This is a genomic window from Segnochrobactrum spirostomi, from assembly GCF_009600605.1.
Classification (GTDB): Bacteria; Pseudomonadota; Alphaproteobacteria; order Rhizobiales; family Segnochrobactraceae; genus Segnochrobactrum; species Segnochrobactrum spirostomi.
On record NZ_VWNA01000003.1, the window covers coordinates 722,389 to 742,598 of the forward strand.

Below are 20,210 nucleotides of genomic sequence, written 5' to 3' on the forward strand. Positions count from 1 at the left end.
GGTCAACGGCCTTCGGTGATCCAACCGAGGATGTTCTTCCAAAGCCGGCCGTAGCCTTCCCAGGCGCAGAAGGCCGGGGACAACCAGTGCGGACCGATGTCCGACGTCCACGCCGCCGTGCGCCCCTCGCCGTAGCGGCCGAGGACGAGCAGCGGATGGCCGCCCTGATCGGCCGGAAGCCGGGCGAGAACCTCCGCACCCGGCTTCGCCTCGACCTCGTTGACGCCGAGCAGCGGCGGCCAGGCGATCCCGGTGAGGCCGGCGACCGCCGGGTGGCCCGGCTGAACGATGTCGGCCGTCGTCCCTTCCGGGATCTCCACCCGATCGTCATAGGGCAGGCACGAGACCGGCAGCACGTCCTCGACGGCCGTCCGGCGCCAGCGGGCCTTCCCGTCGATGCCTTGGAACGAGAAATAGCCGCCGACCATGAGGAGCCCGCCGCCGCCTTCGACGAACGTTCGGATGAGCTTCAGCCGGTTCGGCACGGTGCGGGAGTGGAGCCACACCTCGGGCGGCAGCAGCAGCGTGTTGGCGCCGATGTCGGACAGGATGATCGCGTCGTAGGCCCGGAGCCCGTCGAGATCGAACGGGAATTTGTCCGCCGCTTCGTGCGCGGGCATGTAGGTGAGCTTGAACTCGCTGCCCTCGAGCGCCTTCACCAAAGGCTCGGCCCCGAGGTGGAACGTGACCGACCCGAACTGGTCGAACCCCTTGTAATGCGTGGCGGAGCTGACCCAGCTCTCGCCGACGAGCAGCACATTCTTCGTCATGATCTCGATCGTCTCCGGATATCAGGACCGCGCGGAGCGGAATGCGGCGTCGAAGACCGCGCGCGGGTTGTCGGTGAGGAGGCTCGACAGCGTCACGTCGTCGACGCCATGGCGTTTGAGGCGGGGCAGGAAGTGCTTGGGCACGAAGGCATAGCCGTTCCCGCCATAGCGCGTCAGCATCATCTTCAGGAAGACGTCCTGAGACAGGAGGATGCTGCCGGCGTGGCCCGCCTCGATCAGGCGAACGATCGCGCGGGCGCATTCCTCGTCGCTCGGACACTGGACGCCCTGGTCGGCATAGAAGAAATCCATGCCGATCATGTCGTATTCGATGAAGGCTCCCCGCGCCGCGAGCGAGGACTGATACGCGAAATCGTCGTGCGACGGGTTCATGTGGCAGAGCACGGTGTGGGCGGGATCGCCGCCCTCCCGCTCGACGAGATCGAGCACCTCGTGGCCGCGGCGAAACCAGCCCGGCAGGTGCACCATGAGCGGCAGCCCCGTGAGCTTCTGCGCCCGCGCGGCCCCGGCGAGGGATTTGCGTTCCTCCGCCGTGAAGTCCGCGGAGACGCCGATCTCGCCGATGAGACCGATGCGGACGCCGGTATCACCGATCCCGTGCACGGCCTCCGCGACGATCTCGGCGGCGATGTCGTCCGCGCTCATGCGGGCGACCTTTTCCGGGTGCGACGAGCCGAGATAATAGCCGGCGCCGATCACCACATTGAGCCCGGTCGCCCGCGACACGCGCCGCATCGCAAGCGGATCGCGCCCGATGCCCTGGCACGTGGGCTCCACCACCGTGCGCCCGCCGAGACCGGCGAAGAGCTTGAGCTCCTCGATCGCCGATGCCTCGTCGTCGAGCGCGATGTTGTGGAGATTGACGAACGGATCCTGCCGGAGTTCCGAGAGGATCTCGACGCAGACGAAGCTCGAGGCGAGATATTGCCGCTCCGGCTCCTTCGGCTTGTTCCACCAGCAGCGGCAATCGTTGAGGATGTGCTCGTGCATCAGCGTCATGCCGAGCGTCACGGCAGGCACCGGCCCGTCGACCGTCATGACGGTGCCGGAGCCGACATGAGCCTCCGAGAGCGAGGAAGCCGTGGGCGGAGACGAGGTCGCACTCATCGCTTCTTGCCCCCCGCCCGCACGGGCAGCCGGAACTTCGCATTGAACACGCGCGTGTTCAGCCAGATCGCCACCAGGATGATCGCACCCGTCACGATCTGGGTGAAGAAGGGCGAGATGTGCATGAGGATGAGCCCGTTGCCGATGACCGCGATCGTCAGGGTCCCGAGCACCGTGCCGAGGATGGTCCCCCGCCCGCCGGTCAGCGACGTGCCACCGAGCACGACCGCCGCGATGACCTGAAGCTCGAAGCCGACGCCTGCGTTCGAGGAGCCCGATCCGAGGCGCGCGGCGACGAGAAGACCGGCCACCGCACAGGAGAGGCCCGAGATCATGTAGACCGAGGCGATGACCCAACGCGCCGGCATCCCGACGCGCCGCGCCGCCTCCATGTTCGAGCCGACCGCCACGACCTGCCGGCCATAGCGCGTCGAGCGGATCGCGACATAGGCGACGACGGCGAACACCACCGCGATGAGTGCCGGCACCGGAATGCCGAGGAGATCGCCGCGACCGAGCCAGAAGAACCCGGGCGCATCGTTGATCGGGATCGAATAGCCCTGGGTGAGGTAGAGGGCGAGGCCCCGCAGGATGGAGAGGCCGGCGAGCGTGACGATGAAGGCGGCGACGCCCTGATAGGCGATGAACCAGCCTTGCGCGAGGCCCATCACGGCCCCCAGCACGAGCATGGCGACCGTCGCCGCCGGCCAGGGCAACCCGCTCGCCATGGCGATCGCCGCGACCGCGTTGACGAGCGCCACCTGCGACCCGACCGACAGATCGATGCCGCCGGTGATGATGACGAAGGTCATGGCGAGACCGACGATCAACACCGGCGCGGCCTGCCGCAGCACGTTGAGGATGTTGCCGGCGGTCATGAAGGTGTTCGTGCCCGCCGTGAAGAAGGCAAGGCACGCCACGAAGAACACGGTGATGGAGAGGATCTGCGCGTGCTCGGCGAGGAAATCGGCGACCGGCGATCCGGCGGCCCGTTCGGTATAGGCGCTCATCGGTGCCCTCCCTCACCGACGATGAGCTTCACGAGGTCTTCCAGGTTCGTCTCTCCGATGCGGCGCTCGGCGACCTTGGTGCCCTCGTACATGACGGCGATGCGGTCGCAGACGCGAAAAAGATCCTGCAAACGGTGCGTGATGAGCACGACGGAAACCCCGCGGGCTTTGACCCGGTTGATGAGCGCCAGGACCGCCTCGACCTCCGCCACGGCGAGCGCCGAGGTCGGCTCGTCCATGATCAGCACCTTCGGCTCGAACGCCGCGGCGCGGGCGATCGCGATCGCCTGCCGCTGGCCGCCGGAGAGCTTCTCCACTTTCGCCGTCAGACGCGGGATGCGGATCTCCAGCGCCTCGAGCATCCGGCGCGCCTCGGCCATCATCGCCGCCTGATCGAGGAAGAGACCCCGGCTCTTTTCGCGCCCGAGGAACAGGTTACCCACGACATCGATGTGGTCGCACAGGCTCAGATCCTGAAAGACCATCTCGATGTGGCGAGCGCGGGCGTCGGCCGGGCCGGCGAAGACGACCGGCCGGCCGTCCACTTCGATGGTGCCGCCGTCGGGGATGTAGGTTCCCGAGATCACCTTGGTCAGGGTGGACTTGCCCGCCGCGTTGTCGCCGACGAGGCCGAGGCATTCGCCGGGAAAGAGATCGAGATCGACGCCGCGCAGGGCCTGATGGGATCCGAAGGTCTTGACGATCCCCTTGAGCGACACCCGTGGCGGAGCCCCGTCCAGCCGGGGAGCAACGCGCTCCCCGGCCCCGGTCACGGTCTCAGGCCTCATTTGAAGACGGCCCGGTAGGGATCGACGTTCGCCTTGGTGACGATGGTGATCGGCACCGACACCAACTTCTCGACGGTCCCGCCGGACGTCACGGCGTCGAGCGCCTTGACCGCCGCCGCGCCCATGCCGGCAGGGTCCTGCTGGATCACCGCCGCGACGTAGCCCTTGTCGATGCCGGCGATCGCCTGGGCGGTGAGATCCCAGCCGAAGATCTTGATTTTGTCCTGCTTGCCCTGGCTTTCGACCGCGGCGATCGCGCCCATCAGGGCGGGTTCGCCGGTCGCATAGATCGCCGTCAGATCGGGATTGCCGGTGATGAGGTTCTCCGCCGCCGCGAGCGCGTTGTCCTGAATGTTCTGCCCATCCACGACGGCGACGACCTCGACACCCGACTTGCCCTTGATGGCGTCTTCGAAGCCCTTCTGGCGCACGTTCTGGATGTAGGAGTTGAGAGCCCCGACGATTCCGACCTTCGCCGTGCCGCCGTTCTTCGCGACATAATCGAGGAAGAACGCGCCCATGTCGGCGCCGGCCTTGGCGTTGTCGACGCCGACCTGCGCCTTCTGCGGGCCGGCCGGCAGGATGGCGTCGATGGCGACGACCGGGATCTTGGCGTCGGCCGCTTCCTTGACGGCCGGCATGATGCCGTTGACGTCGATGGCGACGACGATGAAGCCGTCCACCTTCTGCTGGATGTAGGTCTCGATCGCGCTGTTCTGCGCCGCCGGATCGTTGTTGGCGTTGTAGATCACGAGCTTGTCGCCGGCGGCGTCGGCCGCCTTCTGGGCCCCCTCGTTGATCTGATTGAAGAAGAGCGCCTGCTGGTTGATCTGGATGAGCGCGTAGGTCTTGCCCACCGCCGCGGCGGGCATAAGCGACGCGCCGAGTGCCGTCATGCCGAGCGCGAGGGTGAACAATCTGCGGGTGATGCTGGTCTTCACGGTGTCGATCCTCTCTCTGGTGGCTTTTCAGGTTTGGAAGCGTCGCGTTTTTCTTGTTCAATCGAGCGGCGGGGCGACGGAATCCCGCACGACGAGTTCGATGGGCATCAGTTCCGCCTTGTGAAGATCGGCGGGTGCCGCCCAATCGGTTTCGAGAAGACGTTCGACGGCGCGCCTTCCGAGCGCGCTCACCGGCTGGCGTACCGCCGTCATGGCGGGCGCGAAGAGATGCAGGGGACCGACATCGTCGAAGCCGACGATCGACACGTCGGCCGGCACCGAGACGCCCCGCTCCCGGAACACCTCCATGAGGCCGATCACGATCTCGTCCGAGGTCGCGAAGATGGCCCGCTCGCGGCGGCGCTCGGCCAGGAAGCGCTGGGCCGCCGCGCGGCCGAACTCGATCGTGTAGTCGCCGTGCCAGACGGTGATCTCCGCCTCCGGATCAAGACCGCGGCGGAGCCCTTCGGCGCGGCGCCGCGCGCTGATCATCTCGGGTGGACCGCCGAGAAAGAGCACCCGGCGATGGCCGAACGTCGCGAGATGGCGGCCCACGAGCAGTCCGCCTTGAACGTTGTCGCAGAAGATCTTCGGTGCCTGGGCGCCCGGCACGTCCTCGTCGACCACCACGACCTTGCCGGAGCGGCTGATCCGCGCGGCGAGCGTGCCGTCGTCGGGGTGATTGGTGACGAAGATCAGCCCGTCGAGATGGTTGCGGGCGATCAGGTCGAGATAGGCGATCTCGCGCTCGGTCCGGTTCAAGGTAGCGTGCAGGGACACCGCGAGGCCGTGACGATCGGCTTCCTGCTCCACCGCGGCGACGAAGGTCGCGAAGAACGGATTGGCGATATCCGGGACGACGAGGCCGATGGTGTCGGACCGGCCCCGGCTCAAGCGGCGGGCGTGCGGGTTCGGGCTGTAATCGAGCGAACGGATCGCCTCGTCGATGCGGGCTCGGGTCTCCTGCGGGAGTTCCAAGGTGCCGTTGAGCAGGCGCGACACCGTCGCCGACGAGACACCGGCGAGGGCCGCGACATCCTTCAGGCTGGGAGGCCTCTTCTCTCTCACCGCACCCGTTCCCCGCTCCGCTCCGTCCCAATCCAGCGCGAGACCCTGCCCCGGCGAGTGTGGCTTCCGCGCCGATACGGCGCAGAGGACCAAACCCGCGTAGCAGACGACCTCGACCGAACTTGTTAAGCGCTTTACTAAACCGCTTAACTGAAACGCGAACACGCCGATCTGTCAAGCGGGTGAAGATCGTCCGCGGGCGCGGATCGGGCGACCGGAACGTGGAATCAACGTCTCTTGACGGGGCGCCGCGGGGTGACTGCGGCGGGGAGCGCGACACCGTGTATGGTGTTCTCAAGGCTCACGGACGTCTCGACGCGCTCTTGAGCGGCCTTTACTGCCGAGCGTAAGCATACGCGACTCTCCTTCGGAGGCGTTCGCGTGCAGCCTTTGTAATATGACGATTCGACGTCACTCGATTTGGGTATCCGGGATCCGCTCCGCCGGTAATTTTGCCATGACTCGTCCAATCGGGATTGCTACGATGCTGCGGCGCCTCGAATAGCGCGTCGCCTGAGCGTGGGGTTCGGCGTCGACGACACCGCAGCGTTGGCAAAGCACGCCGCTGCGCGGTCGCAAGATTGGGGATAGGGGATGATGGCAAGGGCAATGGACCGGGCGCGGCGTGTTCGCCACGCGCTGACGCTGAGACCGAGTCGCGCAGTGAAGCCGGTTGCAGAGCAAGTGGCGCACTTGGGGTCCGCCGTCCGCGGCAGGCGACGCGGTGAGGCGCTCATCGCCATCCACGCTGCCGTTTTTCTCGCCGCAAGCACCGGCGTAGTGCATGCGACCGACATCCCAATATTCTATAAAACCATTACGGAGTTTTCTCCTCCTAACTATCTGCGACTCATGATCAGAGTTGGCGTCGACGGCGGCGCACCACAAGACTATATGTTCGATACTGGATCATCTTATTTCCAAGGCAAGATGGATGGCGCAGCTGCTCCGCGCGCTTTCACGCCGATTGCTAGTGGAATTGTTTATAATTATGGAAACAGTACGTATGGATTTCATTCGAACGCGGTAGGCGTCTCACAGATTGAGTTTTATTACCCTCATTCCGATTCTCTCGCTACGACATTGACGTCCTCGGGAAGTCCGTTTGTGGTCGGCATGACGTACAAGCATCGCGACACCGCCGAGCTAAGAGCAGACGCGCAAGGTATATTTGGAGTCTCTAGTTTTACAACCTTGAAGAGCACGGACCAGGGATCCGATGTCTTACTCGGTGGTATTTTTGGACAAGCTACAAATACGGGGTACTTGGTAGCCGCAAACTGTGAGCGGACATCTGTAAACTGCAAACCGACCGCCATTCTCGGACTGACGCAGCAATTGCGAGCGCAGTTCGAGACGCGCCTGTCTTGGCTCCCGTCCTCCGCTAAGGATATGCCGTTTCCGGTATCTGGCGCGAATAGCTCGCATTTCGGCAGCATCATACTTTCTTACCGATTGACTGACCCGACCGGCAAATCGACGCTGTCTTTCTCAGAGCCGACGCTACTTGATAGCGGCACGCCCTGGTATAATGTTAGCGTAAATGGCGATATTACACAGTATATTGATCAATCTCTGCCGACAAATTTCGTTCTTTCTGGCGGACTCGCCTACCCAGGCTCTTCATTAGGCATTTATGCCCCATCTGGAACGCTGCTTCAGAACGTCGTCGCGAGCAGCGGATTGGCAGATGAGACGAATGCTGTGGAACTGACGGCTGTCGACAAGCCCACCGAGATCATTGGAATTGGATTTTTCGAACACAGTTCCGTTCTCTACGACCTAGAGAAGCGGGCGACTGGAATCACCTCCTTTTTCGTGACGGATGCGCCGGTGGAGACGACGGCGGCCTCGCCGTTCACCGTCACGACCGCCATGGGCAATCAAGGCCAACTGGGCATGGCTGGTGTCATCTCCGGTCCCGGCAATGTCGAGGTGACCTCCGGCGCTCAGCTCAAACTCAGCGCCGACAACACCTATACCGGTGAGACGATCATCGACCCGAACGGCTGGCTCGCCCTCGTCGGGCCTGGCACCATCTCCCAGTCCTCGGCCATCGTGAACAACGGCGTCTTCGACATCTCCGGTGTCGGTTACGTTCCGGGCTACAGCGACACCACCACAGAGACCGCGATCACCTCGCTCTCCGGCGGCGGTCTCGTCTCCCTCGGCAGCCGCACCCTGGTGCTCACCAACGCCTCCGGAACCTTCTCCGGCACCATCGCCGACGGCGGCTATGACGGCGGCACCGGCGGCGCCCTCGTCATCGCCGGCGGAACCGAGATCCTCTCCGGCGCCAACACCTATACCGGCGGCACCGCCATCGCTCAGGGCGCCGCCCTCGTCGTCGCGGGATCGATTCAGGGCACCGTCCTCAATGCCGGCTGGCTCGTCGACAACGGCTCCATCGGCGGAACCGTCATCACCTCCGGCCTCGTGTCCGGTAACGGCTTCATCGGCGGCAACCTTATCGCCGCCAGCGGCGGCATAATCTCCCCCGGCAATTCAGTCGGAACCCTCAACGTCGCCGGCGCCGTCGCCTTCGGCCAGGGCTCCGCCTATGGCGCCCAGCTCGGCCCCAACGGAACCGCCGACCTCATCAATGCCGGCGGACCCATCACCATCCAGAACGGCGCGACCCTTCTCCTCGAGGCCGCCAACGGCACCGCCGTCGGCATCAACACCTTGACCATCCTCAAGGCCGCCGGCGGCGTGAACGGCCGGTTCACCACCGTCAACGACGACTTCGCCACCCAATATCCGTTTCTCGATTTCGCCGTCGCCTATCAGCCGAACGGCCTCCTTGTGCAGAGCTCCCGCAACGGCGTGCCCTTCACCTCGGCCGCCCAAAACCCCAACCAGGCCGCTGTCGCCGCCGCCCTCGACACGGTGCCCCTCGGCACGCCGTTCATGAATGCCGTCGTCTCGCTCAGCGATGCGACGGCGCCGGCCGCGTTCAACGATCTCTCCGGCGGGATCTATCCCTCCATCGACACCGTGTTCCAGGCCCAGTCGGTCTATCTGCGCGATGCCGTGACGGGGCGCCTCCGGCAGGCCTTCGCCGGTCTCGCCGCGCCGGCCACCGGACCCCAGACTGCGGCCCTCATGCCCGGCCTTCTTCCCACCGTCTGGACCCAGGCCTACGGCAGTTGGGGCGACGGCGAGGGCAGCAACGGCGTCGCCGACGTCTCCCGCTCGATGGGCGGCTTCGTCACCGGCCTCGACAACCCGATCGGCGACAATGCCCGCATCGGCGTCGCCGCCGGCTATTCCCAGTCCCAGTTCGAGTCCAATAGCCTCTCGTCCTCCGGCCAGAGCGACAACTACGATCTCGCCGTCTATGGCGGCGCCACGTTCGGGGCGCTCGGTCTGCGCGTCGGCACCAGCTATACGTGGCATGATCTCTCGGTGAACCGGTCGATCTCGGTCATGGGCTTCACGAATGCCCTGTCGTCGTCCTACGACGCCGGCACGACGCAGGTGTTCGCCGAGGCCGGTTACGGGATTTCGACGCCCTATGCCGATCTCGAGCCGTTCGCCGGCATCGCCTATGTCAGCCTCCACACCGACGCGATGAGCGAGACCGGCGGGGCGGCGGGGCTCCAGAGCGGGTCGTCGACCCAGGACAACACGTTCACGACCCTCGGCCTGCGCGCCGCCAAGGGCTTCGCCGTCAACGGCGGCACTCTCACGGCGTCCGCCAGCCTCGGCTGGCAATATGCCTTCGGCGACACGACGCCAGTCTCGACCTTGTCGTTCGAGGCAGGTGGCTCGGCGTTCCAGGAGACCGGCATCCCGATCGCGCGCAACACGGCCTTGGTCGGCGTCGGCTTCGACTTCACGGCGACGCCGAACGTCACCGTCGGCCTGCATTATGCCGGCCAGCTCGCCGGCTCGTCCCAGGACAACGCCATCGACGGGCGCGTGTCGATCAAGTTCTGACCAAACGAAACGCGTATCGCGCCGATTGGCAAAGGCCGCGCGCCGCTGTCATAGTATGCTCCGGATCGGTCCGGGCGTCATGGCGGCGGCGCGTTGGCACGGTCCGTGCTTTAGCCGGGGCACAAGAACACCGCGGATCTTCGAGCCTGTCATGGCCCGCAGCCGACGGTGGCCCCGAGGGGAACACGGCCGTTCGGCCGGCATGCGCTTTGACGGCGCGGTGCCGGCTCGCGGGCAGCGACGCGCGAGCGCGACGCCCGACGCGGCTTGACGTCTGAGAGGACGGACATGCAGGTCGCCTACACGACGCGCGAGCTTCCTCCACACGGCCGCCGCCATTATTGGCAGGACGTCGTGTCTCGAACCTATTTCCCGCTCGAGATCAAGTTCGCCGGTGGCGTCGATTTCGCGGGCAGCCTCGATGCCTGGACGCTCGGCGCGGTTTCGGTCTCGCGCAACATCTCGGACGGGCTGCTCTATCGCCGGGGCGAGCACCACCTGCGCAACGAACAGGAGGAATGCTATCTCGTCACCGTCCCGGAGCAGACCGAGATCCGGTTCGAACAGGACGGCCGCGACGTGCTGTGCCGGCCGGGCGCCTTCCTCATCGAGCGCAGCCACCTGCCTTACGAATTCAGCCACCGCGATCCGGCCGCCCTCTGGGTGATGAAGATCCCGAGTTCCGTGCTGCGGGCGCACGTGTCCCGGCCGGAGCGCCTCGCGACGCTCCAATTCGATGCCTCCCGCTCGATCGGCGCCGTGTTTACCGAGATGGTGCGGCTGACCCACGCCCGGATCGGGGAGATGGACGAGGCGGCGCGCGCCCTCGTGGGACGCCAGCTCGTGGATCTGCTCGCAATGGCGATCGAATCCGACGACCGGGTGCTCGCGGGGAACTCCTCCTCGATGCGGGACGCGCACCTGCACCGCTGCGAGCACTTCATCCGCCGCCGTCTGGCCGACGCCCGCCTGACCCCACAGACCGTCGCCGACGGATGCGGCATCTCGCTCCGCTATCTGCACCAGATCTTCGAGGCCGCCGGGATCACGGTCGGGGCCTATATCCGCAATCAGCGCCTCTTGATGTGCGACGCCATGCTGCGCGATCCGGCCTGCCGCTCGAGCATCGCCGAGATCGCCTATCGCTGGGGCTTCGGCGATCAGGCGCAGTTCAGCCGGTCCTACCGGCGCCAGTTCGGCTGCACGCCGAGCGAAGCCAGGGCTGCGGCCCGGCCTTCGGCGTGATAGACGCCCGATAGCTTCGGATACCCGGCCCGCCTACAACGCCCCCGGGCGCCCCTTCCACACGCATCGCCCGTTCCCGCGCCCAGACGCCCCGCCTGCGGCGTCGGCACGCAGGCCCGTGGCCAGAGCGGCCACGCCGGGCGACAAGGCCCGTGTGCTCTCTGGAACAAGTCTCAACGCACTCAGCGTCAAGAGCGATCGCCCGAAGCCGGCTCTAATTGCCCTCGGCTCCGGGCTCTGCGGCGACCCCGCAGGTGCCGGCGCCTCGATCAAGGTTCGGCGCCTCGCTCTCCGCCTTCGCCCGCGGACAGGCGCGCCTCAAGGGACGTCACAACGTGCAGAACCTCCGCGTGGCCGTCGATGTCGGCGGCACCTTCACCGACATCTGCATCATGGACGAGGCGACCGGCCTCATCCGGATCGAAAAGACGTCGTCCACCCCCGATCCGATCGACGGCATCATGGACGGCGTCGAGAAGGCGGGCATCGCGCTCGATCAGGTCGCGCTGTTCTCCCACGGCACCACCGTCGCGACGAATGCGCTCATCACCCGGCGCTTGCCGCGCACCGCCGTGGTGACGACCCACGGCTTCCGAGACGTCATCGAGATCCGGCGCGCCAACAAGGAAGACCTCTGGGACACCTACAAGGACGTGGTGAAGCCCTATGTGCCGCGGCGCGACCGGCTCACCGTGCCCGAGCGGATCGATGCGGCGGGGATCATCCTCGAACCGCTCGATGTCGAGGCGGCCCGCCGGGTCGCCCTCGTGCTCAAACGGCGCGGCGTCGCCGCGGTCGCCGTCTGCTTCATGAATGCTTATCTCAACGGCGAGAACGAGCGGCGGATGCGCGACATCCTGCGCGAGGGGATCCCGGACGTTCCGATCTCGATCTCCTCCGAGGTCCTGCCCGAGATCTTCGAGCACGAGCGCTTCTCGACGACGGTCGCCAACGCCGTGGTGAGCCCCGTCGTCGTCGACTACACGACCCGCCTCGGCGACCGCCTCGCCAAGGACGGCTATACCCGCGATCTCCTGCTCCTCCACACCGGCGGCGGCGTCATGACCCCGGCGAGCGTGAAGGACTTCGCCGCCCGGCTCGCCGGCTCAGGGATTGCCGCCGGCGCCATCGCGAGCCGCTACATCGCCGGCCTGTGCGGGTTTCCCCATTCGATCGGCCTCGACATGGGCGGCACCTCGACCGACGTGTCGCTCGCCTATGACGGGCAATCGCGCGTCACCAAGGATTGGTACATCGAGTTCGGCTACCCGATCCGCTTCGCCTCGATCGAGGTTCTGACGATCGGGGCCGGCGGCGGCTCGCTCGCCTGGACCGATCCGGCCGGATCGCTGCGCAACGGCCCGCAATCGGCCGGCGCCTTTCCGGGACCCGCCTGTTACGGCAACGGCAACACCCAACCCACCAACACGGACGCCAACGTCACGCTCGGCCGGCTCGGCACCCGCCTCGCCGGCGGCAAGGTGATGCTCGATCCGGCGCTCGCCGAGCGCGCGGTCGAGGAGGGCGTCGCCAAGCCGTTCGGGCTCGGGCTCCACGAAGCGGCCGACGCGATCCTCAAGGTCGCCAACGCCAACATGTCGGATGCCGTGCGGCTCATTTCGATCAGCCGCGGCTACGATCCGCGCGATTTCGCCCTCGTCGCCTTCGGCGGTGCCGGGGCGCTCCACGGGGTCGACGTGGCGCGCGAACTCGCGATCCCCGTCGTCATCGTGCCGCCCAATCCCGGCGTGACCTCGGCGCTCGGCTGCCTCCTCGTCGATATGCAGCACGACTTCTCGCAGAGCTGCATGATGGCTGCGGGCGATGCCGATCCGGCCGACATCGAGGCGCGCTTCGCCGCCCTCGAGCGCGAGGCGGTCGATCGCCTCATCCACGAGGGCGTGGCCCGCACCGACATCGTCCTGCAGCGCTCGATCGACATGATGTATTCGGGCCAATGGCGCTCGCTCGCCGTCGACGCGCCGAGCCCCATCGGCGCGATCGGCGACCTCGTCGCCCGCTTCCACGCCGAGCATCAGCGCGAATACAATTTCCGCCGCGACGACGCGCCGGTCAGTTTCTTCCGGCTCAATCTGAAGGCGATCGGCATCGTTCCGAAGGCCGAGTTTGCGGTCCACGAACCGACCGGCTTCGTGCCGGAGCCGACCGGTCGCCGCCAGGTCTGGTTCGAGGGCGAGGGCCACGACACCCCCGTCTACGACCGCACGCAGATGCCCTGCGGCTTCCGCTTCCAAGGCCCCGCGATCGTCGAGCAGCTCGATTCCACGACCGTGGTCCCCCCCGGCGCGAGCGCCGAGGTCGACAAATATCTCAACATCATCATCCGCGTGAAAGACTGAACCGATGGCTGGAGATGTCTCCCTCGATCCGGTGACCTTCGAGGTTCTCAAGAACTCGTTCATCACCAGCGTCGATCAGATGGCCGAGCAGATCCTGCGGACCTGCTATTCCTTCGTGATCTACAACCGCGACTTTTCAAGCGCTCTGCACGACGCCGCCGGCGAATGCGCAGCCCAGGGCAACCAGGATATCGCCGTCCACGTCGGCACCCTGCACTTCACCTGCAAGGAGGTGATGCGCCATTTCGACGGCGACATGCACGAAGGCGACGTGTTCGCCATCAACGATCCTTATGCCGGCGGCACCCACTTCTCCGACGTCCGGCTGGTCCGGCCGATCTTCGCGGACGGCAAGATCATCGCCTACAGCCAATCGAACGGCCATTGGTCGGATGTCGGCGGCAGCGTGCCGGGCTCGTTCGACGTCGCCGCGCGGGAGATGTTCCGCGAGGGGCTCAGGATCACGCCGGTGCGGCTCTTTTCCAAGGGACGCTTCTGCAAGGATGTCGCGCACCTGATCGCCTCGAACACCCGCGACCCCGCCTCGATCATCGGTGACATCCAGGCCCAGGCCCAGGCGACGCAGGTCTGCGAGCGCGAAATCCTCCGCCTCGTCGGCAAATATGGCCGCGCGACCGTCGAGACGGGTCTCGCCGCCGTGCAGGATTATGTGGAGCGCTCTGCCCGGCTGCGGATCGCGGCGCTGCCGGACGGCGAATGGGAGACGGTCGACTATATCGACCGCGATCCCGCCGGCGGCGAAGGGATGATCCCGATCCGCATCAAGATGACAATCCGCGGTGACAAGGTGATCTACGATTTCACCGGCAGCCACCCGACGATCGGCTCGATCTACAATTCGGCCTTCGGCGCGACCTTCTCGGCGGTGGCCGCCGGCATGAAGACCTTCTTTCCCGATCTGCCGCTCAATTCCGGCTTCTACCGCTGCTTCGAGATCGTCGCGCCGCAAGGCTCGATCGTCGACGCGAAGTGGCCCGTGGCGGTCACCGGCTTCCTGATGCCCTTCGAGAAGATCATGAATGCGATCTACGAGATGTGGTCGAAGCTGATGCCCGAGCGGGCGCTCGCCTGCGCGTTCAACCTCGAATATCTGCTGACCGGCGGACGCGACGCGCGCAGCCCCGACAAGCCGATCTTCATGTTCTACGATTGGCTGCCGGGCGGCTGGGGCGGACGCAACGGCAAGGACGGCAGCAACGTCACCACGGCCTGCTTCGGCACCGGACTGATGTCGCAGCCGGTCGAAGGCCAGGAGCGCGCCAACCCGATCCTGACCACCGAATGCGAAATCCTGACGGATTCCGCCGGTCCCGGTCGGTGGCGTGGCGGGGCGGGTGTCCTCAAGACGTCCCGCGTGCTCGAGGCCGAGAACACCGTCATCTCCTATATCTGCGACCGCGAGCGGGCCGTGGTGTGGGGATCGAAGGCGGCCTGCCCTCGATGCCGCATGGTCTCACCCTGCGGCGCGCCGGGGCGGAGCGCGACGAGCGGCTCGGCTCGGTCTTCTCCGATGTACCGATCGGTCTAGGCGACGTCTTTTCCCGACCCACGGCCGGCGGCGGGGGCTTCGGCGACCCGCTCGAACGCGACCCGCACCTCGTCGTCGAGGACGTCAAGGACGACTACGTCTCGCTCGGGCGGGCCGCGAAGGACTACGGCGTCGTGATCCGCACCATCGACGCCGAGCTCTGCGAGTACGAACTCGACGAGGCGGCGACCGCCGCGCTGCGGGCCGAGTTGCGGGCATCGCGCGTTGCGGACGCACGGATCGACCCGGAGATCGTGGCCGCCCGGTTCCGCGCCGGCGAGATCAACGCGCTCGACGCCATCCGCCGCCACGCCGTGATCCTCGATTGGGGCACTGGCGCGCTGCTTCCTCAGTCCACCCGGCAGTTCCGCGAGTCCTTCGAGCGGCGCTCCGTGGCGAAGTGGGCCTGACGCCCACGGCCGGCCTCCCCCGGCTCCAGAGAGGACGGCCCGCCGGCGGCGGGCCGCGACGTGCCCAAAAGACGGCAGGCGCTCGTGATCCCGCCCGCGGTCGACCTTCCAGAGCAAGAACCAAAGCACTTCGAGGATCGAACATGTCCCTCTCCCCCACCGTGCCTCGCCGCGCAGCCTCGCCGGCTTCCCGCCGCCGTCCGTCCCCGAACGCGGCCCGCAACGTCGTCGTCGGATTGATGACGAGCGTCACACTCCTCGCCGCGGCGGCGAGCCCCGCCGCCGCGGACCAGTCGTGGTTCCCCTTCAAGGTCTACGATTCCTCGTCCGGCACGCCGAAGCCGGCCGACTACACGCCGCTCGCCAAGGCGGATAAGCCCTACACCCTCTGTGTGCTCTTTCCGCACATGAAGGACAGCTTCTGGGTCGCGGTCGCCTACGGCATCGTCAGTCAGGCGCAGACGATGAACGTCAACATGAACCTCTACGAGGCCGGTGGGTACGAGAACCTGCCGAAGCAGCTCTCGCAGTTCGACGACTGCATGGCGAGCGGCGCGGACGCGATCATTGTCGGGGCGATCTCCGGCGCCGGCCTCATGAAGAAATTCGAGGAGGCCAAAGCGAAGGGCATCCCGGTCGTCGGCGTGACGAACCCGCTGCCGCCAAACGCGCTACCGGCCGCCAATTATGTCGACTTCGTCGCGATGGGGGCGGTGACCGGCGAGGGCCTGCTGGCCCAGACCAAACCCGGCGAGAAGCTCAATATCGTCACGTTCCCCGGCCCGGCCGGGTCCGGCTGGGCGGAGTCCTTCAACGAGGGCTTCAAGAAGGCGATCGCGAAGGATCCGAACGCCAAGATCCTCGGCGAGAAGTTCGGCGACACCGGCGTCGCCGTGCAGTTGCAGCTCATCCAGGATGCGCTCCAGGCCTATCCCGACATGAACGTGATCTGGGGCTCGGCGCCGACCGCCGAAGCGGCCATCGGCGCGGTCGCGGAAGCCGGACGTCAGGACATCAAGATCATGTCGTCCTATGAAAACCAGGCGATGCTCGACGCCCTCAACCGCGGCGACATCCTCGCCTTCGCGACCCAATACCCGGTCGCCGAAGGCGCCATCGCGGTCGACCAGGCGGTTCGTCTCATCGAGAAGAAGCCGGTGATGAGCCTCGTTCAGCCGATGGCGGCCGTGATCGACAAGACGACCGTGCCGAAGCTCCAGATGGACCTCGTCCTCGCCCCGGCGAGTTGGACCCCGGTCTATTCGGTGAAGGCGAAGTAGGCTGGAGAAATAGGCCCTCCCACCTTCGCCCGTTACGAAACCACGCGGGCCGATCCCGGCCGTTCGGGCTCGGCCCCTCCTGCGGTGCCGGCGACGATCCTTCGCCGCCGGCTCTCGCCGCCTGTGCATTCGGAACGATTGGCATGGACCTCAGCGACGATCCCGCGGCCGGTCCGCTCCTGCGGCTCACCGGCATCTCGAAGCGCTTCGCCGGCGTTCGCGCGCTCGACGGCGTCGACCTCGACGTGCGCGCGGGCGAGCTCCACGTCCTGTTCGGCGAGAACGGCGCCGGCAAATCCACGCTCATCAACGTCATCGCCGGCACCTTCCCGCCCGACGCCGGCAGCTTCCGGTTCGCCGGCGAGGGGATCCACAACCTCACGCCGCATCGGGCGCGGGCGATCGGGATCAGTCCGGTCTTTCAGGAATTTTCCCTGGTGCCGAGCCTCACCGTCGAGGAGAATCTCTTTCTCGGGCGGGAGGCGAGCGCCGCGGGCGTGCTGCGGACCGGCGCGATGCGCAAGCGCGCGCGGGCCTTGATCGAGGAGCTCGGCTTCGATCTCGACCCCGCCAAGCGGGTCGACGATCTTTCGCGCGCCCATCAGCAGATGGCCGAGATCGCCAAGGCCCTGCTCGGCAATGTCCGCCTGCTCATCCTCGACGAGCCGACCGCCTCCCTGACCGAGCGGGAGACCGGCCGTCTCTTCGACCTCATTGCGACGCTGAAGCGCCAGCAGGTCGGGCTCATCTACGTCTCCCACCGCATGCGCGAGATCCGAGCGCTCGCCGACCGCGTCACCGTGCTCCGCGACGGGCGCCATATCCGTACCCTCGACGCGGCGACCGCGACCGACGGCGAGCTCGTCGAATTGATGACCGGCCGCCGCATCGACGTGCTCTTTCCGACGATCGTCCACGCGGCCGCCGACGTGACGGTCGACGTCGAGAACCTCACGCTCGCCGACGGCAGCGTCGACGGTGTCGACTTCCACGCCCGAGCGGGCGAGATCACCGGGATCGCCGGCCTCGTCGGCTGCGGCAAGTCGGAGCTGGTGCGGGCCATCTACGGCCTCGCGCCGATCGCCGACGGGATCATCCGCATCAAGGGCACGCCCTACGACGCGCCGAGCCCCCGGCGGAGCCTCGACCTCGGCGTCGCCTATTTTCCGGCGAACCGCGTCGCCGAGGGCTTGGCCCTCGCACGTCCGATCCGCGAGAACGTCTCGATGACCGCCCTCGACCTGCCGCGCTTCGCCCGAGCCGGTCTCGTGAAGGCCGGAGCCGAGCGCAGCCTCGTCGGCGCGGTCATGGAGCGGCTGAAGCTCCGGCCACCCCGCATCGAGCGACCCGCCGGAGCCCTCTCCGGCGGCAACCGTCAGAAGGTGATGCTCGGGCGCGCCCTCACCCGCGAAATCTCCGTCTTCCTGTTCGACGAGCCGAGCGTCGGCATCGACGTCGGCGCCAAGCTCGAAGTCTACGAATTCATGAAGGATCTGGTCGAAGCCGGTGCGGCAGTCATCGTCGTGTCCTCCGAGCTGCCGGAAGTGCTCGCTTTGTCGAACCGGCTCTACGTGATGCACAACGGGCGGATCGCCGCCGAGCTGACGGGCGCGGAGAAGACCGAGCAGAACGTGCTCGCGAGCTTCTTCAAAGATCACATGACGGAGGCTGCATGAGCGCGCCCGCGACCCGGCGCGCCGCGCCGTTCGTCCGCCCCGGCCTGCCCGCGCGGCTCGATCGCGGACTGATCGGCCAAGGCGGCTTCCTGCCCGCCCTTCTCGTCGCGGTGGTCGTCGTGATGGCGGCGATCGATCCGCAATTCTACGGGCGGATGAACATCGTCAATATCCTCCGCAACGCCTCCTTCCTGACCATCGTCGCGTGCGGCCAGGCGTTCGTCATCATCGCCGGCGGCTTCGATCTCTCGGTCGGGGCGGTGGTCGCCTTGGCGAGCGTCGTCGCCGCCAAGACGATGGGCGCCGCCGCGGCCGCCTTCCCCGGGCAGGACGGTCTCGTCATTGCCTGCGGCGTCGCGGCGGGCGTCGGCAGCGGCCTCGCGGTCGGTCTGGTGAACGGCCTCTGCGTCGCCAAACTCAAGGTCTCGGGCTTCGTCGTCACCCTCGGGACCATGTCGGCGACCGCCGGCATCGGGCTGATGATCACCAGCGGCATTCCCGTCTACGGCATGCCGGAGAGCTTCGTGAAGGGGTTCGGCCGCGTCCAGGTGCTTGGGCTGCCGATGGCGATCTATGCGGCGGTCCTGATCCTCGCGCTGATGATCTTCGTGCAACGGCGCACGCTGTTCGGTCGTTACGTCTATGCGATCGGCGGCCATCACGATGCGGCGGTCGTCTCCGGGGTCGCGGTCGGCCGCCACCTCGTCGGCACCTACATGCTGTCGGGGGCGCTCGCCGCGATTACCGGGCTTCTCCTCACGGCACAGGTCGGATCGGGTCAGGCGAGCTTCGGCGGCGACCGGATGATGCTGCAATCGATCGCGGCCGCCGTCATCGGCGGCGTCAGCCTGCGCGGCGGGATCGGTCGGGTCGAGATCGTCGCCGTCAGCGCGCTGTTTCTGACGATCCTCACCAACGCGCTCAACCTCCTCCACATCGATTCCCGCCTCCAGCCGGTCTTCCTGGGACTGATCATGGTGGCGGCGGTCGCCCTGGACGAACTCGGCCGACGGAGGAAGACCCGTGTCTGACGCTGGCATCTCCCCGGGTCCCGCCGAGACCGGCCGACCTGCCGTCACCCTCCGGCGATGGCTCTGGCAGGCGGCGCTCCCCATCGCCCTCATCGTCCTGCTTCTCGGCTTCGGCGCCTTCGCACCCGACGTGCTGTCGCCGACGAACCTGATCAACATCGTCCAGCAGACGAGCTACATCGCATTGTTCGCGATGGCCCAATCGGTCGTGATCCTGACCCGCGGCTTCGACCTCGCGCTGGGGCCGACGGTCTCGATGGTGAGCGTCGGGACGGCGCTCGCCATGGCCGCCGCGGTCGCCGCAGGCCAGCCTCCCGTCGCCGTGCTCCTGCTCGGGCTCGGGGCCGGCTTCGGCCTCGGCTTCGCCTGCGGCCTCTTCAACGGGATCGTCGTCGCTCTCCTCGGGGTCAGCCCGTTCGTGGCCACCCTCGGCAGCTACAACATCGCGATCGGGGTCGCGACCACGCTCTCCGGCGGGCGTCCGGTGCAGGGCGTGCCGCAACTCTTCTCGGACCTGTTCTATGGCGGGCGGGTATTCGGTCTGCCGATGGCGATCGTCTTCGCCGTCGCCGTCGGGATCGCGCTCGAGTTCGTGCTCCGGCGGACGGTCTACGGACGCACCCTCTACATCATCGGCACCAATCCGCGGGCCGCGGCGGTCGCCGGGCTGCCCGTGAAGCGCATCCTGGTCGCGACCTACGTGCTGTGCTCCGGCCTCGCGGCCCTCGGCGCCATTCTCCTCACGGCCCGGACCGGCTCGGGTGAGCCCAATCTCGGCGGCTCGCTGTCGCTCCAGGCGATCGCGGCCGCAGTGGTGGGCGGCACCAGCCTCGCCGGCGGCCGGGGCGGCGTCGGCACGGCGGTGCTGGGCGCGCTCTTCATCACCATCCTGTCGAACGGCATGAACCTCACCCGCATCGACGGTTACGTCCAGATGGTCGTGCTCGGCGCGATCGTCATCGTGGGCGTGCTGATCGATCGGCTGCGGCTCGGCCGGCACTGAGCGGCCACC

General features: G+C 67.0%; 15 protein-coding genes. 9 read left to right on the forward strand and 6 right to left on the reverse strand.

Annotated elements, in window-relative coordinates:
* Positions 1 to 2: 2 nt before the first annotated feature.
* From F0357_RS23360 to F0357_RS23385, 6 genes are all read right to left on the reverse strand, one after another.
* Entirely contained in the window at positions 3 to 770 is a 768-nt protein-coding gene (locus F0357_RS23360; RefSeq protein WP_153491083.1) for a glutamine amidotransferase, read from the reverse strand.
* 21 nt (positions 771 to 791) lie between these two features.
* The gene (locus F0357_RS23365) at positions 792 to 1,898 is read right to left on the reverse strand and encodes a phosphotriesterase family protein (RefSeq protein WP_153491086.1); all 1,107 of its coding nucleotides are present in this window, start codon (positions 1,896 to 1,898) and stop codon (positions 792 to 794) included.
* Entirely contained in the window at positions 1,895 to 2,908 is a 1,014-nt protein-coding gene (locus F0357_RS23370; RefSeq protein WP_153491089.1) for an ABC transporter permease, read from the reverse strand. Before F0357_RS23370 ends, F0357_RS23365 begins: the two co-directional genes overlap by 4 nt.
* Positions 2,905 to 3,696: an ATP-binding cassette domain-containing protein gene (locus tag F0357_RS23375; RefSeq protein WP_153491092.1), complete on the reverse strand. Its 792-nt coding sequence runs from the start codon at positions 3,694 to 3,696 to the stop codon at positions 2,905 to 2,907. The genes F0357_RS23370 and F0357_RS23375 overlap by 4 nt, the downstream gene beginning before the upstream one ends.
* Positions 3,693 to 4,592, reverse strand: a complete 900-nt coding sequence (locus F0357_RS23380) for an ABC transporter substrate-binding protein (RefSeq protein ID WP_153491595.1) — start codon at positions 4,590 to 4,592, stop codon at positions 3,693 to 3,695. Before F0357_RS23380 ends, F0357_RS23375 begins: the two co-directional genes overlap by 4 nt.
* A 102-nt stretch (positions 4,593 to 4,694) precedes the next feature.
* Positions 4,695 to 5,705 carry a LacI family DNA-binding transcriptional regulator gene (locus F0357_RS23385; protein WP_312861797.1) on the reverse strand — a complete coding sequence of 337 codons (1,011 nt, stop codon included), beginning with the start codon at positions 5,703 to 5,705 and terminating at the stop codon, positions 4,695 to 4,697.
* Positions 5,706 to 7,409: 1,704 nt separating this feature from the next.
* Between F0357_RS23385 and F0357_RS23390 the strand changes: the two genes are divergently transcribed.
* From F0357_RS23390 to F0357_RS23425, 9 genes are all read left to right on the forward strand, one after another.
* The gene (locus F0357_RS23390) at positions 7,410 to 9,647 is read left to right on the forward strand and encodes an autotransporter outer membrane beta-barrel domain-containing protein (protein ID WP_208948568.1); all 2,238 of its coding nucleotides are present in this window, start codon (positions 7,410 to 7,412) and stop codon (positions 9,645 to 9,647) included.
* 288 nt (positions 9,648 to 9,935) lie between these two features.
* Positions 9,936 to 10,892, forward strand: coding sequence for an AraC-like ligand-binding domain-containing protein (locus F0357_RS23395; RefSeq protein WP_153491100.1), 957 nt, complete (start codon positions 9,936 to 9,938; stop codon positions 10,890 to 10,892).
* Positions 10,893 to 11,227: 335 nt separating this feature from the next.
* The gene (locus F0357_RS23400; RefSeq protein WP_312861798.1) at positions 11,228 to 13,252 is read left to right on the forward strand and encodes a hydantoinase/oxoprolinase family protein; all 2,025 of its coding nucleotides are present in this window, start codon (positions 11,228 to 11,230) and stop codon (positions 13,250 to 13,252) included.
* 4 nt (positions 13,253 to 13,256) lie between these two features.
* Positions 13,257 to 14,801 (forward strand): hydantoinase B/oxoprolinase family protein, encoded by a 1,545-nt coding sequence (locus tag F0357_RS23405; RefSeq protein ID WP_312861799.1) that lies wholly within the window; start codon positions 13,257 to 13,259, stop codon positions 14,799 to 14,801.
* Positions 14,714 to 15,211 carry a hypothetical protein gene (locus tag F0357_RS25380; protein WP_312861800.1) on the forward strand — a complete coding sequence of 166 codons (498 nt, stop codon included), beginning with the start codon at positions 14,714 to 14,716 and terminating at the stop codon, positions 15,209 to 15,211. Before F0357_RS23405 ends, F0357_RS25380 begins: the two co-directional genes overlap by 88 nt.
* A 143-nt stretch (positions 15,212 to 15,354) precedes the next feature.
* Positions 15,355 to 16,491: a TMAO reductase system periplasmic protein TorT gene (torT, locus tag F0357_RS23410; RefSeq protein ID WP_246161867.1), complete on the forward strand. Its 1,137-nt coding sequence runs from the start codon at positions 15,355 to 15,357 to the stop codon at positions 16,489 to 16,491.
* Between the two features lie 143 nt (positions 16,492 to 16,634).
* Entirely contained in the window at positions 16,635 to 18,167 is a 1,533-nt protein-coding gene (locus F0357_RS23415) for a sugar ABC transporter ATP-binding protein (RefSeq protein ID WP_153491110.1), read from the forward strand.
* The gene (locus F0357_RS23420; RefSeq protein ID WP_153491114.1) at positions 18,164 to 19,198 is read left to right on the forward strand and encodes an ABC transporter permease; all 1,035 of its coding nucleotides are present in this window, start codon (positions 18,164 to 18,166) and stop codon (positions 19,196 to 19,198) included. The genes F0357_RS23415 and F0357_RS23420 overlap by 4 nt, the downstream gene beginning before the upstream one ends.
* Positions 19,191 to 20,201 (forward strand): ABC transporter permease, encoded by a 1,011-nt coding sequence (locus tag F0357_RS23425; protein ID WP_312861801.1) that lies wholly within the window; start codon positions 19,191 to 19,193, stop codon positions 20,199 to 20,201. Before F0357_RS23420 ends, F0357_RS23425 begins: the two co-directional genes overlap by 8 nt.
* Positions 20,202 to 20,210 lie beyond the last annotated feature (9 nt).